Consider the following 16879-nt stretch of genomic DNA (forward strand, 5'->3'; position numbering starts at 1 on the left):
AGCGGAACAAACCTATTTACTCGATGATCCGTGAAGTTCAGGCAAATGGTCCCTGATCAAATTCTCATCTCCCTAGTATACGACATCGGGACTGGTGTCGTTGACCGACTTCGTGATAGTCGTGCCTGCCAGCAAGCTGTAGAGCGCGCAGCTGAATCGACAGCCGCCGAAGTTGACGGCATCACCAAAGCAGATCTGCTTGATATATTCGGGGCTGAACTTGACGGGGACGCGCTTGCAACCATCGACGTTTCAGCCACTCGTTCGGATCTCACACACGCTCTAGAGGTACGAGCCAACACTCCCAGAGACATCTCTTATGAGGCTGTTCTCGATTCGTTCCTCCAAGCCGTCGAGTCGAACTTGATTGAAACCGGTCAGCCCGACGTCGTCTCACGTATCCTCTATGAGTACACGATGGAGACGAACGCGTTGACAGAAACGATCGCAACCGAAATACAACACCATCACGAACGCTACCACCACGATCTTGAGGCGCTTAGTCGGTGGAGTGACCGACTGGCCCCCGACCCGTCGAGCTACCGACTTCCCGGGACTGACACACGGGTTGATCTCCCAGGGACCGATGCTATCAACTCCGCTGTTGAATCTGGGGCGAACATCTTAGTCACGGGACCAGCGGGTGTCGGGAAATCTGGCGTATTGGCCGAACGCTATCATGAAAAGACAGCGGAGAATCCAGTCTACTTTCTCGACGCCCGGGAGTTTGGTCAATTCGACTCGATTACCGCTGTAGAGCGCGAGTTGGGCATACAAACCAGTCTCCGTGAAGTATTCGGTGAACTCGCCACCCAGTACGACCGGTGTACGCTCCTAGTTGATCAGCTCGACAATGTTCGACCTGAGCCAGTTGCGACCGTCTTCCGAAATCTTTTGCTGGACCTAGCCGAGGTTGACGGACTCACAGTCATTTGTGCCTGCCGACGATGGGATCTCGAACAGCCAGCCTATGAACGCTTAGGAGAGGCGGACACGTTCCAGACAGTGACACTAGAGCATCTCGCCGAATCACGAGTCCAGTCCCTCCTTACGGACATCGGTATTGATAGCGCTGAACAGACAAAGGAAGTCGTAGAATTATGTCAGAGCTTACTGAATCTCTCGCTCCTGGCGGACGTACACGCCTCAGAGGATGATTTCGATACGAATGTGCTTTCCTCGCAGGTAGCACTCTGGGACGCTTATCGCGCCTCACTTGACCGGGAAGGAAGTCGAACTAGTGGAGCTGTCCCCCAGAGCTGGGGGGAAAGTCCTGTCGAACGCGCGGTCGTCCACGCCAGATCGTCGCTACGGGACGGCACAACTACCTTCACGGTAGACGACCGGAACCTAGGCGACCAGCGCCTAGTCAGCCGTGGAGCAATTAGCGAAGACTGGAAGCGACGCTATCAGTTCCGACATGACCAACTCCAGTCGTACTTCTACGCGTGGGACGCCAACGAACGCGGCTGGAGCGTCGAGCAAATCCTCGCGGACGGCGTTGACGAACGCATCGCTGCCGATGTCTTCGACTGGTTGTTACAGTTCTATAGCGAAGACCCAGCTCGGTGTACATCGTTCGTCCGTGATGGTCTCGGATCGGACTCGCCGCTCGGATTCTACGCTCGCTACGTCCTTGCTGCATCAGCCCGCGATCTCGGCCCGAACCGCTTGCCCAAAGAAACAGTCGCAGCCATTGTCGATACTCTCCAAACAGATGAGGCACTCGCCCGTGAATTCTACCGTGAACTTGCCTCACCGGACTGGGCGCGCTACCTTGTCGACGAGCGTCGACTGGTTGACTCCGGACAGTTTGCCGCCAACTATATCACAGGGCTTGCTGACGAACATCCTGACCTCTTCATTGAAGCACTCGCTGTTGACAAATCACCATCTCAAAGCCACCTTAGAACGTACCTTTCAGTTATCGAAACGCTAGACGAGCAACACCTCGTGGCGTTCACGAACTACTTCGTTGAACAACTCCCGTCCATAGAACCCGACACGGTTCAGCGGTTAGAACGGGACCTACGCAGTTTGGTCGAAGAGCTGCTGACGGTCGATCGTGCCGATGCTGCGCAAGAATTGATGGCGATCTTGACTGAACCGACCGGGCGGGAAGCAGAAGAGCGGGAGCTCGCAGGCCACACTACTGTCGACGTGACTATCGGGAGCCGGGTGAGGCCACAGGCACTGCAGTCACTATTCGACGAGCTAGGTGAGGCACTGATCGAAACCTGCGGCGCATCTCTCGTGTCCATCTTGAATAACCACTTACAGAGGTGCTTGGACCACTTGGCGACGGACTACGCTGGCGATATAGCTCCTGAGCGAGCATTACGCAGACAGCCATCGCTGGTGTCGACGAATCCGACTCGTATTGAGGTCGTCCTACTTGGAGCACTAGAGTCATCGCTTGAACACCTCCTTACGACCGATCCAACCGCCGCGCGCGAATACCTTCGGGAGTACCGATCGAAGGGCGGTGTGTTCAGGCGAACCGCACTGGCCGTACTCGCGTCCGCCCCTTACAAGGCCAAAGACCAAGTCCGAGAAGTCTTGACAGAACCATCGAACCTCGATGATGATGTCATTGCGACCGAGTTCATCACACTCCTCGGCGAAGGGTTCGCCGTATTGTCTGCTGACGAACAGGCGACTCTATTGGACCGAATCTTGGCCGGACCCAACGAGGACGCGATTCGAGAGATAGTTAGTGAGCATTCCGATATCGAATCCGATGATGAACTGGACCGTGTGGTCCACGTCCGCGCTGAGCGCTGGCAGCTCCGCCGACTCTACCAAGTCCGTGACGAGATCGCAGACCCCTATCGATCCAAGGTCAAACAACTAATCGAGCGCCACGGCGACATCGAGTATAGTCCGGGATCGGGCTATCATGTACCGATGTCGATTGGAGACGAACAAGACGAAACGACACTGGACGTTGCCGGCCTCGACGCCCAGGCGTTTGTCACAGCATGTATCGAACACGCCAGACAGTACCAGCCCGAAACCGAACAAGATACCTTCACGACCGGGCCGCGGAATCGACTCGAAGAGGCGCTTTACGACCGCATTCGTGACACACCAGATACGCACCTTGCTTTCTTCCCACAACTGGTCGAAACGGGAGATGAGGTGTTCGTCGAGAGGGCCGTCGCAGCACTCCGGTCACTTATTACGAACGTGGACTACGAGGACACGACGATCAATGACTGGCAACCGGTGGTTGAAGGACTGGTCGCGTTTTGCGCCTCCGATTCGCTCGACACAGCCTGGCCGCGAGACTGTCGACAAAGTGTGGCAGAACTCCTCCACACAATCATCGGTCACGAACGCAGCACACTCCCCGTTGTTGAGCATCAAACCGACTTGGCAACCGTGCTTGCAGCGCTCCTTGACGACCCAGACCCCGACGGGCCAACCGACACTTGGAACAACCCCATCGGAAACGAACGCACTGTGTACGTTACCGGGGTTCGCTCAACGGGTGTCGTCGCTACCTCGCACTTCCTTCGCGTACTCGACAAAGAGCCAGATAGCCAGGATCATCAAGCCCTGTGGGACCGACTCGCGGAACTCCGATCGGATCCCGCGCGTCCGGTTCGTTTTGCCTTCGGAAAACGACTCACAGGCCTGTACGCTCTGGACGAGTCGTTCGTTACGTCTCACCTCGATACGCTACTCCCAGAAGGCGAGGATCGGGAGGCACTCTCACGGTTCACGGCGGTCTGGGAAGGGTATCTCGCAACCCAGCGACTCCATCCCGACCTGTTCGCAGCTTTTCGACCGAAGTATAACCACGCCATCGACATCCACAAACGGTCCGTTGAGGACGAAATCGAGGGTCAAGAAACCAGTGATGATGGAGAATCTGACGCTGAATCAGAGTCGCCCTTAAATGACCTCTACGGCGATTTGGGACCGAGGCCGACTCAAGCAACCTACGATGCACGTGCCTTCGAACCACTTTGTGCGCATCTCGCATGCGCATACGCTGGTTCCAGCCTTGACTTAACTGACGGTCTCATCCAAGCTGTTTTGACCATCGATCCCTCTGACCTATCGGCAGAGGATCCACCCTCCGCAGATCGTGTGTTCGCTAATACGTTCTCCGATCTTCTAGCGAACGCCGGAACCCCTGAATCTGAAAAACAGTACTGGGAGCAGACAACGGCGTTCTGGACCGATCGCTTGGAAGAGACGAACAACACTGTCCCGACCGCTCTTGGCCAGTATGCGGATGTCTTGACGAACGCACCACCAACTGCGTCGCTTGACGACGTAGTCGAACTACTCGTTAATACCGCACCAACAATGACAGATTCACTCCGTTTCCGGCGTGTTTTAGAATTCTTAGCTACTGAAGTCGAAGATGGAGGCGAAACGGCAGCCTGTGATGCGATGACTGTCTTAGACGCACTAGTTGATCACGCCGAACAGTCCTACCGTTTCACCGCCCCTGACAAGCGCTGGACCGTCGTCACTGAAGCAGCAGCAGCCGGTGATGAACGAGCGCTCCGAAATGCAGAACAGTTCTTCCAGCAAGGAGAATCAGAGTATGAGCGAGTCATCGAACGCCACAAGACCGACTCTGGGTCTGTCTAGCTGGGCCCGAAATCGCTACGTCCCCCAGTTACAAATTCCCTTCCTCACCAGACCGTTTCACACTCGTGAGAGTGACGCGTTCTACCGATATACCGCTCACCCATCGGAGCCACGACGAACCGGCCCAAGTCGCGTGATCTTCCCGTCCTCAACAAGCCGTTCAAGTCCGTCTCGCCTCGGGAATCCGAAGGTCCCCGTTTCGACAGTTCGCCCAGGGGCAACGCAGCGAAAGTACTTCCCGTACGGGTCTTCCGCAAGAATCCGGCGTTGACACCCAGCCAAGTCGAACATACCAAGATCATACGCGCCGTCTCGCTGAGAAATATATGCCGCACCGCTCCGATACCCGAGGTGATCCCGGGCTACGAACTCCCCCATTGACTCCACCGGGAACGCGTAATTCTTGAACGTTAATGGGTCACCCACTGCCAACGTGTCATTCAACGGATCGTACTCACCGAACCGGAACGGGCGCTCTAATTCCGGAAAGAGTGCCTCTCGGGCATCGCGCATCTGATCTCGGTGGTCGGTATGGAACACCCAGTGAATCACGAATCCCAGACGCAACGCCTCCCGCGTTTTCTCGCGGTACGGTTGATCAGAGCCAGCAACGAATTCGATCCACCAATTCAACCTGTCGCCAAGCACAAAACAATCCGGGACGCGATCAGCAACCGTTCTTTCGAACCGATACTCCCCTGGAAACCACGGCTCCCGTTCAGCCTTCCGTCGACGATCCAACTCTACTTTCGGCCACAAATGCTTCTCCGATTCCTTCCCCGCCGTTCGAAACCGATCGACATCACCCCAAATCTCGAATGAAGTCATGCCTCACTCACCTGCTGACCCTGATACTGTCATCTCTTGTGGGCCGACTCAGCAATGCGGCCGTTCGATCCGTACCCAGCGGCACTGTATCGTTGACCCGCACCCCAGCAACCCGATCACGAGCCGCCGCTTGCGACCGGCCACGCAGTATATTCACGTCCGGCCTATACACCGCGACTACCGGTGCTACATGAATCATAGCCTCGCTGTCACCCGACTCATGCCCAGCGGCCGCACTCTCTGCCGACGAACAGCATCGCCACCCCGAACCCCATCCGACTCCACCATATCACCGTCATCACCTGTGCCATCAGCATCACCTGCACCGGGCTGGCTCTGTGCTGACTGCGGCGACGAAATTGGGTGGACCTCATCCAAATCCTCACCCGCTTCCAGATCTTCATCGTTACCATTACCGTCAGCTTCGTCCGACCTCGTCATGCGAACTCACCTTCCCACACATCGCAAGGCATCGGCTGGTCATCATCGCAAGCAGCCGTCCACGCCTGTAACACACGAACGAACACCCCACGAATAGCACACGGTTGTGATGCTAACAGTACTGGCCACGATGATTCGGTTGCCTGCTCACTGTGCGTGCCGATGCGGCCATCCATCACGAGTTCCCGCACGCCGGCCGTGAAGTACTCTGTCGACTCGTACCGACACTCAGTGCATTTCACGTGCTCTATCTGGAAGGCTGGCTGATCGATCGACCGGAAAGCGGACGCAACGAAAGAAGCGCCTTCCCGCAGGTTTTCACCGCAGCCTTCACATATCACGGCTCCTTCTCCGATCACAACATATTGCATTTGTAATACATTTCAATTAATCGATTGTCGATGGGTTTCTGCGTCGTTTGTATTGAGTTGGTTATGGACTCTTTCACAACCCTGTGGATCACCCGATCCGGGTGCTCCAACCACTCGGGCGCATTCTGTGACCGCTGTACCCTATAGGACCGGGGTTCCACACCACATGGATACTATTTGTAGTCACTTATAGGTTACTGCATATAGTAACCATTACTGTATACAGTATTAACATAACCATGCACAGTAACAGCTAATATATGATGACAAAGCTAATCGGCAGGTATGGGTGATGACCAGTATCGTGGTCTCCTCACCGAACGTGAGCGAGAAATACTCAAAGGGGACGCCGATGTCTCCGATAACTACCGTTATAGAGTCGTTAGTCGAGTCCGTACGAAGATTGAAAATGTAGATGAAGATATTTCGATTTTGGCTGAAAACCAGGAAGATCTTCTTGAGGAGTTGCGCGAAGCAGTCTGTGAAAATACAAATTGATGCCGTTCTACTTCATTCTGGCACCTAATTACTACCACCAGGATACCGTGGTTCTCAAGTTATTTCATACAGCTCTGTAAGGTTCCGAGCGAAATTGTATCCATGGCCAGACTACTAACAAGACCAGTTATATGGTTTGTCTACAGGGCCTTCATCATCCTGTACATTTCGCGCCCTCCGTCTGTTTGCCACTCATACTCGATGTCGTACTCGATAGACGTCCAAAAGTTCACAGCGGGGGAGTCACAAGCGACATCAGCGCTGACTCTTTCTTGCCCGTGATACGTGGCGAACTCTTCTGCATTTTCACACAGCCTGGCCGCAATCCCCTCCTCACGACGGTCTGGTGAAACAGCAACCAGACGAATCTGGGCTTCATCATCATCCAGCACGCGAGATTCACACCAAACCATCAACGCGCCGACCAACGATTCATTGTCTTCAACATAGAATAACCGACGGTCGTCTCGGCTGAATGCCCTCGAAAGTGTCGTCCGGTACGTGAACCGGTGTAGCTCCTGTTTTATAACCTTTGAATTGAAAAACTCGTTGATGCGCGTGACATCTTCCTCTTCAGTTGCATGCTTGATCGTTATTGGTTCAGATGTTGGCTTCTTCATGCCTCACCGCCTCCATGCATACTTTTGCGCGGTCGAATCTTTACCATCTGTACTGTCTCCTCCTCATCGTCGACATACACCGCCTCGCCGGTGTTGTTGATGTTCCGAACGTAGGTTTTCAGACTACCGCTCATGTAATCCTGGCTGAGTTTATTCAGTGACTTGATATCCTCCTGTGTTGTAATTTTGTGACAAAGGATTACGTCACACTGGGAAAGGACGTCGCTATCAATCGCAGATGGTTGTTGGCTGGCCACTACAATCGACAGTCCCGGTTGGCGGCCCTCTTTCACCCATCGAATGATGGTGTCTTTTGCCAATGATGACTGCCCACTCGGCACAAAATTGTGTGCCTCGTCGATGAACAGCCACACCTTGGGAATGTCGATGCCAAGATTAAGCTCTTCGCGCCGGCGCGCAGCTTGACGACGCCGGAACAACTCCTTGCCGAGTACCTCCACGACGAGGTTTCGAAGCCCGTATTTCCCGGGTTCAATCACACTCATATCTAACACATTGATGCGATTTTCGTCGACAGTGTGGAAGATATCCTGATATGAATTAGCAAAGATTCCCCAGTCACCCGCCATCTCTAAACGATTCAGCAGTGCTTCACGTGTACGCTCACCCGCGTCACCGTCCATTTCTACTTTCTTGATGATGTCGCCCAGATAGAACGCCCCATCTTCGTTGTCGTCATTGAGCTCACGGACAGCGCGATATAGCGCGATTCCCATCGGCTTGTTGATATTCAGATCGAACAGGTCACACCACCCATCAGGAGACATGTCTGATGGATTTAATAATAATGGATTGATGTCGATACCTCGGCTTTCCAGTTCGCGGCGAACATCCGGGTCAAACCGTTCTTCTGGGTCACCAGGCACCAGCAAGTTTACCGGGAACGCTTCTTCGGACATCCCCCAGTCCCAGACGAGATCGCGCTGTTCGTCGTTTTCTTCGGCCATCGTCCAGTAAATCCCCATTGGATCGATCACGAGCGGAACGACGTCATCACCCTCGGTGTGGATTTCTTCGACGATGTCGCCCATAGTGTAGCTTTTCCCGGTACCGCGTTTCCCGCAGGCCAAGATTGATCGGGCGCTGGAAGCGTCGATGTACGTGTCTGTACCATCTTCTATCTCTTCACCGATGAATAATTTCATTTTGAATCACTATTGTTGCTAATTTCGATAAGGGGCACCACGGATTCGTGATAAGAGAATCCGCCATGTACCCCCCATTCTGTGTTTTTCAATTCCCGGGTCAGGTACGGATAGGCCAACCCGGTCGCCGTGTCTCGGTCTGCGTCCTGTTCGGTCATGCCGTGTGCTAAGTCTTTATCGCCTTCGACAAAGCGAGCGTGGTCTTTCCAGTCCTCACATACAACAGGCGGGTCATCTGGGAGATGGTCGCGCCATAGAATGCCGTGGTCGGCCGTAACGAAAATTCGGAAGTCATCTGTGATTCCCGCTGCGACATCGGCCAATTCATTGAGATCGGTAGCCAAGCTATCCCGAACGGCATCGTGATTAGGTTTCTCCTTTCGGTTGTGTGAGTCCTGATCGAATCCCATCCGGGTAATCTGCACGTACGTCTTCTCATGGAGTGGTTGGTCTTCCTGAAGTTGAGTGAGACCCTGATCGAAATCATTGATTCGGTATACACTTTTTCCCATCGCAGAATGCAGCTCTGTTGAGAGGTCTTCCTGACCGCGTTTCCAGTATGTAAACCCATAGGTGTTGTAGAATTCCTTGTCTGTCAGGGCCGCATAAACGGACATTTTATCGCCTCCATAGATGATGCGTCTAAACCCGGGCTCTGTTGTCGTTATGCCATCTACAATTACTGGCTGGACATCAAAATCAAGTGAGCGAACGGAATCGTATGAGAGACCGTCTACAATGACCAGTACAACGAGGCTTTCAGTACTGACGGTGTTGAGGATGTACTCTTTTAGATTTGACTGACGGAGCAAACCCTGCCGAATCCGGTCGTGGTGTTCACGATTATCCCACTCAACTACCTCGTCGAGTACTGGGGTGATAGGATCGGCCGTACAGTCGATGCGGGGATAATCTGGATGGCGGTCATCGGCGTCAAGAATGACATCCTGTTCAAATAAGAAGTCAGGATCATACAGGTCGCGGTGGAATTCCTGCTGTGAACGGTAGATGGCGAATTCATTTAGATAGAAGCTGGCGAGCGGGGGTAATACTGAAATGATTGGTGTGTCGCGTGCACGTTCTGCAATAGTATCGAATGTTGCCATCCTTATCGACGACCTCGTCGTTGCGTGATCTTGATATCTATTTGATTAAGTTTGAATAACTGCTCCATCCGGTCCAACAGCTCGTCAACCTCAATATTATCCCCGTCATCATGATACTCCATCAACAACTCTTTGAAATCCGCACCGCGGTTGTTCTCCACGCGACGGAGGAGATCCTGCACCACATCATCATCCGGTTGGGATTGTGAACGGAATTTACGTGCTTGATCAGCCAACTCATTCGCCTTCGTGATTAGGTCGTTACCTTCCTCGGCCAGGTCTGTATCGTCACCAATATCCTCGAAATCGAACCGTGAGAGCGACGTCCGGAGGCTTCGATGTGTCGCCTGTACCTGCTCAATCTCCTCTGCGACCCGGTCTGGATCAGCGTCGGTGTCAGCTTCGACACCAACAATCTGCGCGTACTCAATCTCATTACGCGCGTTCTCGAGCTTACCCTCAGCGTTGTCCAGGACCTGACTCCTGTATTCACTCTTGAAGTCCTCAAGCAAATGGCGACGCGACTCGTCAGGCTGCTTCACGTCGAAGGTCGCCGATCGTAGACCAACAGTCCCTCCCTCGGTGGCCTCATCGAGAATGGTTTTAAGTTTTTCACGCTTCGCATCGAACACGTCTCGCCGCTGTTCCCGTCGTTGCTGGTATGATTCCTCAATATGGCTGAGTCGCTCTTGGAACGCTTCCCGGTTCATCAAGGCATCCAGCGGATTCTCTACGAGCCGCTCGGCGATCTGTGCGATGAAGGCCTCAATATCATCCTCCTCATCCAACGCCTCATCAAACGTCCGCGAATAGTCTTTGATGTCCTGCTTGACGTTCGCAGACTTGTCGGTGAAAGTGCGCCACCGTTTCAATTCATCCCCGTAACTTTCCAGTTCATCAATCTCACTATCGATGCTGTCGAGGCGGTCTCGTGCGTCCGCGACTTCTTGATGTAGATTGCTTGCTGCTTTGACTGTCGGAGAATTGTGCTTACGCCGTGCGTCTTCCAGTGTCTCAATCAGTTCAGACAGATCACTCTTGACACCGCGGAACTCTGCGAGCAACTCTGAACGAGCGTCATTTAGACCACCGACGAACTGAACACCACCGGCCACTTCCTTCTCCAAATGGTCCGGGATTAAACTACGCCGCTTTCGCTCGGCCTTAGTCTTGACATCATCGCACTCGGACTGATGATGCGAATGTAGGAGTTCACCAACTTCTTTGAGCCGCTCGATTCCATATTTCGCCTCAACATGCATCGCCTCTAGTTTTTCACTAGCGTCTGGATTCGTTTGCTCCAGTTCTGCTTCAAGCCCGTCAAGCTTCTCAGGCACGCCACTCGGCACTCGGTCTGGGTCTAACTCCTCGATTGTGTTCACGAGTCTGCGAGCGTCCGCGAGAGCGCTTTCAACGTCACCAATGGAGACATCAGCCTCCTGGATTATCAGCGCATCCGCAGTTTCGTTCAGACCGACAATGCCGCGAGCTTGCATGAACTGGTTGATCACATCGATCTCTTCATCGCGGTATCCTTTCTCAAGTGCCATGTCCTCAACCTGTGTCAGAGGCAATTTATCCTCACTACCGGTTTCCAACCGGTCAAAGATCTCTTTCTCGAATGGATGCAACTCAGCGCGGACTTCGTAATCATCCGCACCATCATTCACCACGGTGAGGAGGTCATTGTAGTGTTTACGAATACGGCCGTCGAATGGTGAGGTCTTTCGCAGACCGAACCGTTCTGCAACATTCTCTTTAGGTTCTCGAAGCGTATCAGAACCTCGACGTTTTGAGATTGTGTCGAGAGATGCGAGGAAGTCTGCATAATCCTGCATCATGTCCTTGTACTGCGTGCTAGTGATCACGGTGTGATAGTCTGGGTACAGGTTTTCCATTGCACTCGTGAACAGTCCCTTGACCGCACGCTTTCCGGAACGACGCAGTGTGACGGGTGCATTGTTGATGAGTGTCTCATCGAACATCGCCTTCAGTGCCTGGTCAAGGAGACTCTGCTGGAAAGACTCAACCCGATTTTCCTGCTGCGCATCTAATTCGGTGCTTGGGTCTTCGAGATACTGAACGAGCGCTAACATGAGGAAGGGCGTAACTGCATTGGGATCCATTGCATCCCGGAGGAAATCAAGCCCCTGCGGTAGCTCATCGAACGATTCCCGCCCATCAAGGACGAAGGTAAACTCCCGGTCTGACTCCTTTCTGATATGGGTTTTGTTGTTTTGGCTGTCACTGCTCTCCCATGTGAGCACGAAGTTGAACGCGAGCTCGGGGTCGCCAAAGTAGTCCCCAAGTGACCCGTGTTCTCCGATGATCTCGTTTTGTTTTGTGTTATCACTTACGGCCACATTCAACCGTCGTTTCGGAAACCGCGTATCGAATGTGCCCTCGAATTGGTCCTTGTAGACGGTCTGCTGGATCTCGTTAAGGGGGGAACCGCCGTTGGTCCAGCCGTCAAGAGTGCCCCGTTTCGCCTCGAAAATGCCCTCATTCAATAACTTGTTTGCTAGCGCATCAACGGCGTATTCAGCGCTTCCATGGCCGACGCTATATTCACGCCAGAAATCACGGATAAGCTGTTGCACAACGTCTTCTGGTCCGTCTCGTTTAGTGACGTCGATTAGCGTGTATCCGTCGGCGATTACCTTGATGACCTCACCGTGAATCTTCTTGGAGAGTGCATTCTGGGCATCGTTGAGTCCGTATTCGTCGACAACCTTATCTGGGATCCCCTCAACCGGGAAGACAGCACACAGTTTCAGGAAGGTTTCTTTGGCAGCCGTGTCTGCGGCCGAATGATCTAACGCATCTCCGATTGCTGACTGGATTTTGGTGCTGGACCCCTGATACCGAACATTGCCCTCGAAGAAGGCTTCTGCAAAGTTCAAGGCGGTAAAGGTTTCCTGTGTGTTCAGGTACTGCTTGAGTGCTAGGCGGAAAATGTCAATAACGGTACGAGGGCCATTACTGAGATCGTTTCGAGAGCAGACTTCACCAGTGGCTGTGAGAGCGTGATTGCTGATGACATCGTATTGTCGGTTGGAGAAGCCGAAACGGTCAGCGTAGCGACTCCAGAGCTCCGCGGGGAATTCACGACCATAGACCGTCTGAAGATTCAGAACGAGGTTATCTCGTTGGAGACGGTTCAGAATGTCTTCGGCCCGAGAGTCGAACGTGCTCTTCGTCTTCTCGGGCATGGAGATGAACAGGCCGAATTCATCTCTGATTTGAGCGCCTGAGTGGAGTCCGAACACCAGCTGCCGGAAGCGCGACTCAGCGTCTTTCTGGTTGTCAGCACTATTGAGATACTCTTGGAATTCGTCACCGACGACGACCAGGGCGTCAAACCCAGCGTCACGCGCAAGCTCGGTGCACTCATCGAAGAAGTCAATGAGTGTGTCCGCATTGATACTGAGGTCCAGATTGTTCTCCTGTTCCATCTCCTCAAACATCTGGACTAGCTTGTCAAAATCTAGGTCGTGCTGATCCTGCTTCTGTTTGGCTACCGTCTGAAGTTCCTGTTGAAGGAAACGTTCATGAATGTCGTCGACATCATCGACGTATCCTGGTGCCTTGTTCTCAAACTCGTATCGCATCCACCCATATGTGGCTCGCATGATGGCTGCGAACGAGTCCATCGTAAACGGCGGCACCGCAATTACATCCTGTTCACTCAGTGTGTTCCAGATACTTACCGCGGTACTGGTTTTCCCGTACCCATATGGGCCGTAGAGATAACCTTTGGCCGGGGAGTCTTGTTCAGCGACTTTCTCGTAAATTTCCTCCTCGAAGTCACTGGTGTCGCCGAGTGAAACGTGTGTGTTGGCGTACCGCCGGTACTCTTCTTCCACGGTCTCCGGTTCGGTTTCGAGGCTGCGTGCTTCGAAGGTGGAAATAATCCCCTCGCTCTTGCGAACGAGGTCGAACAAGTCATCGACGTTCTCAGTCAGGGTTTGTGTGCTCATTGTTGGATCGGGGATGGTGCAGTATCAAGGTCCAAGCCAAGGTCTGCCCAGTTGGACGCGATCTCGGAGTAGTGTTCTTCTGCCGGACTTAATTCGACGCGAGGATACACTTCCTCGGCAGGGCGTTCGGTCACATAGACGATCGTTGCCAAGCCGTTGATACTGGCGTGGTTGCGGAGTTTTCGTGTTGCGCGACGATCAGGGTTACCGTGGTCGTAGATGGTGGTGGGTGTGTTTGCATTGTCTGGAAGGGCTTGGTAGTAGGCCCAGTCGGAATCCTGCTGAAGAACCCAACACAGGAACGTTTTTCCGGCGTGTTGTGGGCCGTGCAGGTTGATGAACTTTGCATCATCTTCGCGGTGATCCTTGATAGCTGTCAGTGCCGCTTCCTGCGCATCAGTGAGCAGCTCACCACTGGCGGCTTGTTTGAGTGTGTTCATGCGTGTGAGGATTGTGGCATTAGGCGAGGTCATTGATTTCCACCGGGTCTGTCAGTCTGACCCTGAGTTGGTAATCTGATTGAATTGAGAGCCGTGCGTCCATTGACGCGACATGCTCAATAACATCTGTAACACTCTCTTCTTGGAGCAGCAGGATGGTGCAGACCGAGTCGATAGCGTCTCCTGTTAATTCCAGCAGATCGCCGTAGCCGATGGTTTCTGAAACAATATCCGTCCGGTAAAGGTGGTCAATAGTGGCCAAGACGACCTCCTTTTGAGCGAACGAACGAAGGGTGACTTCACCATCTTGGTAAACTGAAGGATCCAACAGTTCAATGAATCGTCGATAGTTGGTGAGGCTGGTATTACTGAGTGGGCCGTGGTCATTAAGAGCTTCATCAGGTGCGCCGTCAGCCTCTTCCATCACTGCCTCAACAACTTCCTGCTTGACATTGGTGAAGTCGGCCGGTGCACGACGGCGGAATTCGTCACAAATGTGGTAATACGACCACGAGATGGCGCGGTCTGGGCTAGGATCTCGGTGATAGGCAGTAGCGTATGTGAAATGTAGCAGTTCGTAGAAAAGTTGTTCGTTGTATAGAAGGACTTCAACAACATCCCGGCCATAATCTGTGAGTTTCTGCCGGTTTTGATCGTTAACGAGGCCCAGTTTGGACAGAGTCGTTTCCATGTTCTTGGTGTTAACCAGATCGATCCCTGTTTCCTGATAGACATCATCCATCACGCCATTGAGTGAGGAGTAGGTACGCCTGTCGACGAAATCCAGGTAGTGCTTGATGACCTCGGGCCGATCTGAGGCACCTTCGATATGGAGCTTTGCCATGGCTAGATGCTGACCTTCTTTTTATTGGGTGATGTGACTTTCTTCAGACGGCGTCGATACGTAGACTTTTCATCCATAGCCTCTAGAATCTCTTCACGAGTCATATCTTCGACTTTATTAGTCATATCTTGGATGACAATGAGATTGTGCATGACCCGATTCCAGCGGGAGGAACTGAGCTGTGACATTTCCTCACAGAACGGACACTCATGGCCGGTTTCTGCCTTGAGGTGCGGTAGTTCATCTTTAGTTAGCACTTTTCCGCTGCGGTTTTTCCGATGTGAGGCGTTGTACCGGCTCTTGAAAGGGAAGAACACGTTTCCGTACCCGCTGGAACGCATCCAACTGGTGGTGTCGAAACTATCGACACCAGCATGATACAGGAGTGGGATGCTCGTTGGCCCACCGACCCCGAATGCGTGAACGCTGAGTCCGGCCTCATGCGCCTGTTGTACTGCCCATTCAAGATGATAATAGGCTTCGGTGGTGAGCATGTTGACACCGTTGCTAACACCGCTTGTGCCGAAGCTCCCGAAGCCCACATGCTGGAGCCCATCAAGTGAGGCGTATTTATTCAGGCAGTGTTGAAGTTGATCCTGTGTGTGACCCTGAACGACCGCGAGGGCGCGCGACTGAAGCGCATCAGGCATCTGCCTGTAGAACAACGCAGAGATATCCGCGGTTTGCTTTACCTTCTGTTCGACAACATCTGGCGAGTCCTGTGAGACAGGAACATTATCAGGGAGGACGTAGCGATGCCCCCAGTGGTTGTCGGCGTAGAAGTCGTGCAGATATGCTTGTAAATCGTCAAATGTATTATTACCAACCTGAACTTCGTAGCCACCGGAATCGAACATGATGTTGATGCCGAGGTGGTCATTCAGATTTCGAATAGTTTGATGTGCTTCCTCGCCACCTGAAATAGGAGTAAACATGATATTTTCCAGCGGCTCAAGTGACCCATAGCCATCTTCCAGTTTGGAGAAGGTCTTTCGCATTGAGCTTGGTGAGACGCTCAGGGCAGCGTAAAAAGTGAATGTCATCGTTCAGATGGAATCCGTGATAGATCGTCTGCTCTGCTTTGGCGACTCTCAGGAATGTCATCCGTTAGTTCACCGTAGTCAACTGTGACGTCGGTGGTGATGCCGCCACGCGTGTTGAACTGGCCAGTGACTCGCATCCACCGTGGGCTGGACACTTCCACCAGATCCGTGAGAATTTGGTTGACAGCTGGTTCGTGGTAGATTTCGACGTTTCGATACGATCCGAGGTAAAGCTTGAGCGATTTGAGTTCTACGATGACTTCATCGGGCACATATTCGATGATGATTGTACCAAAGTCTGGTTGTGATGGCTTCTCAGGGCAGAGACACGTGAATTCTGGTGCGACAACCTCAATACGTGTGTTCCGTTTAGGATACTCATTCGAGATTGCGCTCAAATGGGTTGGGTCAATTTCGTCGTTCATATTAGCGTTGTTGTCTGTTTGTTAGCCGGTGGTGCAGCTTCCTGGTGAGTAACGTAGTCTCACTCATTCAGTTCTGGATTATTCTTAGACTAAACCGGTATCCTGTTGGGAATGTCGGAGTTCGTGAAGGCGCACACATTCCAGTTCAATGGAAGGATACTAACGGGCCATTTATAATTCCATTGGCCAGTAATCACTATTGACGCTCTGAATCAAGATTCAAAATTGATTTTAATTAGATATGGAATAAAAAGTTAGAATTTAGAAGCCTGATGGTTCCTGTATAACTACAGCAATAGATACAATCCCTCCGAGACGACCTGCGGCCGTTCGTCGAAACTGTCTTTTCGTAGAGTGATTAGCATCACAACTGCAGTCAGACGGCTCTCTGTACAACAATCAGAGGATGCCCGAAATATGCTTCTCCGTCGTAAAGCGTTCGCATGGCGGGGAATGCAAGCGTAAGCTTCGTACCGTAAATTTTGAGAATGCGTGCTCAGATTTGC

At 52.7% G+C, this 16879-nt stretch carries 13 protein-coding genes; 2 read left to right on the forward strand and 11 right to left on the reverse strand.

All coding sequences use genetic code 11. The annotated features are described in order from the left end of the window. Nucleotides 1–45 precede the first annotated feature (45 nt). Nucleotides 46–4611, forward strand: coding sequence for an NACHT domain-containing protein (locus tag NO366_RS08300; protein WP_256533859.1), 4566 nt, complete (start codon nt 46–48; stop codon nt 4609–4611). Nucleotides 4612–4707: 96 nt separating this feature from the next. Here NO366_RS08300 and NO366_RS08305 read toward each other — a convergent pair whose 3' ends face one another. From NO366_RS08305 to NO366_RS18730, 3 genes are all read right to left on the reverse strand, one after another. After that, nucleotides 4708–5439 (reverse strand): hypothetical protein, encoded by a 732-nt coding sequence (locus NO366_RS08305; RefSeq protein WP_256533860.1) that lies wholly within the window; start codon nt 5437–5439, stop codon nt 4708–4710. Nucleotides 5440–5446: 7 nt separating this feature from the next. Further along, complete coding sequence (locus NO366_RS18725) at nt 5447–5638, reverse strand: DUF8168 family protein (RefSeq protein ID WP_484496875.1); 192 nt, start codon at nt 5636–5638, stop codon at nt 5447–5449. 238 nt (nt 5639–5876) lie between these two features. Further along, nucleotides 5877–6251, reverse strand: coding sequence for a DUF8112 family protein (locus tag NO366_RS18730; RefSeq protein WP_484496876.1), 375 nt, complete (start codon nt 6249–6251; stop codon nt 5877–5879). Between the two features lie 285 nt (nt 6252–6536). Here NO366_RS18730 and NO366_RS08310 point away from each other — a divergent pair, with 285 nt between their 5' ends. Next, the gene (locus NO366_RS08310; protein WP_256533861.1) at nt 6537–6749 is read left to right on the forward strand and encodes a hypothetical protein; all 213 of its coding nucleotides are present in this window, start codon (nt 6537–6539) and stop codon (nt 6747–6749) included. Nucleotides 6750–6889: 140 nt separating this feature from the next. On the opposite strand, the gene NO366_RS08315 is transcribed toward NO366_RS08310, so the two are convergent. From NO366_RS08315 to queF, 8 genes are read right to left on the reverse strand one after another with little or no spacing between them, the layout of a single operon-like run. After that, nucleotides 6890–7369 carry a GNAT family N-acetyltransferase gene (locus NO366_RS08315; RefSeq protein ID WP_256533862.1) on the reverse strand — a complete coding sequence of 160 codons (480 nt, stop codon included), beginning with the start codon at nt 7367–7369 and terminating at the stop codon, nt 6890–6892. Next, the gene (locus NO366_RS08320; protein WP_256533863.1) at nt 7366–8535 is read right to left on the reverse strand and encodes an ATP-binding protein; all 1170 of its coding nucleotides are present in this window, start codon (nt 8533–8535) and stop codon (nt 7366–7368) included. Before NO366_RS08320 ends, NO366_RS08315 begins: the two co-directional genes overlap by 4 nt. Then, a complete protein-coding gene (locus tag NO366_RS08325) occupies nt 8532–9641 on the reverse strand; it encodes a hypothetical protein (protein ID WP_256533864.1) in 1110 nt (369 codons plus the stop codon). Before NO366_RS08325 ends, NO366_RS08320 begins: the two co-directional genes overlap by 4 nt. A 2-nt stretch (nt 9642–9643) precedes the next feature. Further along, a complete protein-coding gene (locus NO366_RS08330) occupies nt 9644–13621 on the reverse strand; it encodes a hypothetical protein (RefSeq protein WP_256533865.1) in 3978 nt (1325 codons plus the stop codon). Then, entirely contained in the window at nt 13618–14061 is a 444-nt protein-coding gene (locus NO366_RS08335) for a hypothetical protein (RefSeq protein ID WP_256533866.1), read from the reverse strand. The genes NO366_RS08330 and NO366_RS08335 overlap by 4 nt, the downstream gene beginning before the upstream one ends. 19 nt (nt 14062–14080) lie before the next feature. Continuing rightward, a complete protein-coding gene (locus NO366_RS08340) occupies nt 14081–14905 on the reverse strand; it encodes a hypothetical protein (protein WP_256533867.1) in 825 nt (274 codons plus the stop codon). A gap of 2 nt (nt 14906–14907) precedes the next feature. Continuing rightward, on the reverse strand, nt 14908–15903 hold the full coding sequence (locus NO366_RS08345) for a tRNA guanosine transglycosylase family protein (RefSeq protein ID WP_256533868.1): 996 nt from the start codon (nt 15901–15903) through the stop codon (nt 14908–14910). A gap of 41 nt (nt 15904–15944) precedes the next feature. Continuing rightward, a complete protein-coding gene (gene queF / locus NO366_RS08350) occupies nt 15945–16373 on the reverse strand; it encodes a preQ(1) synthase (protein WP_256533869.1) in 429 nt (142 codons plus the stop codon). Nucleotides 16374–16879 lie beyond the last annotated feature (506 nt).

It is taken from the genome of Halovivax cerinus (assembly GCF_024498195.1).
In the GTDB taxonomy this organism is placed as follows: Archaea; Halobacteriota; Halobacteria; order Halobacteriales; family Natrialbaceae; genus Halovivax; species Halovivax cerinus.

What these genes read in the sequence shown, in the direction of transcription:
- NO366_RS08300 (WP_256533859.1), top strand. Translation starts at nt 46, where the DNA reads ATGGTCCCTGATCAAATTCTCATCTCCCTAGTATACGACATCGGGACT.
- NO366_RS08305 (WP_256533860.1), bottom strand. Translation starts at nt 5,439, where the DNA reads ATGACTTCATTCGAGATTTGGGGTGATGTCGATCGGTTTCGAACGGCG.
- NO366_RS18725 (WP_484496875.1), bottom strand. Translation starts at nt 5,638, where the DNA reads ATGATTCATGTAGCACCGGTAGTCGCGGTGTATAGGCCGGACGTGAAT.
- NO366_RS18730 (WP_484496876.1), bottom strand. Translation starts at nt 6,251, where the DNA reads ATGCAATATGTTGTGATCGGAGAAGGAGCCGTGATATGTGAAGGCTGC.
- NO366_RS08310 (WP_256533861.1), top strand. Translation starts at nt 6,537, where the DNA reads ATGGGTGATGACCAGTATCGTGGTCTCCTCACCGAACGTGAGCGAGAA.
- NO366_RS08315 (WP_256533862.1), bottom strand. Translation starts at nt 7,369, where the DNA reads ATGAAGAAGCCAACATCTGAACCAATAACGATCAAGCATGCAACTGAA.
- NO366_RS08320 (WP_256533863.1), bottom strand. Translation starts at nt 8,535, where the DNA reads ATGAAATTATTCATCGGTGAAGAGATAGAAGATGGTACAGACACGTAC.
- NO366_RS08325 (WP_256533864.1), bottom strand. Translation starts at nt 9,641, where the DNA reads ATGGCAACATTCGATACTATTGCAGAACGTGCACGCGACACACCAATC.
- NO366_RS08330 (WP_256533865.1), bottom strand. Translation starts at nt 13,621, where the DNA reads ATGAGCACACAAACCCTGACTGAGAACGTCGATGACTTGTTCGACCTC.
- NO366_RS08335 (WP_256533866.1), bottom strand. Translation starts at nt 14,061, where the DNA reads ATGAACACACTCAAACAAGCCGCCAGTGGTGAGCTGCTCACTGATGCG.
- NO366_RS08340 (WP_256533867.1), bottom strand. Translation starts at nt 14,905, where the DNA reads ATGGCAAAGCTCCATATCGAAGGTGCCTCAGATCGGCCCGAGGTCATC.
- NO366_RS08345 (WP_256533868.1), bottom strand. Translation starts at nt 15,903, where the DNA reads ATGCGAAAGACCTTCTCCAAACTGGAAGATGGCTATGGGTCACTTGAG.
- queF (WP_256533869.1), bottom strand. Translation starts at nt 16,373, where the DNA reads ATGAACGACGAAATTGACCCAACCCATTTGAGCGCAATCTCGAATGAG.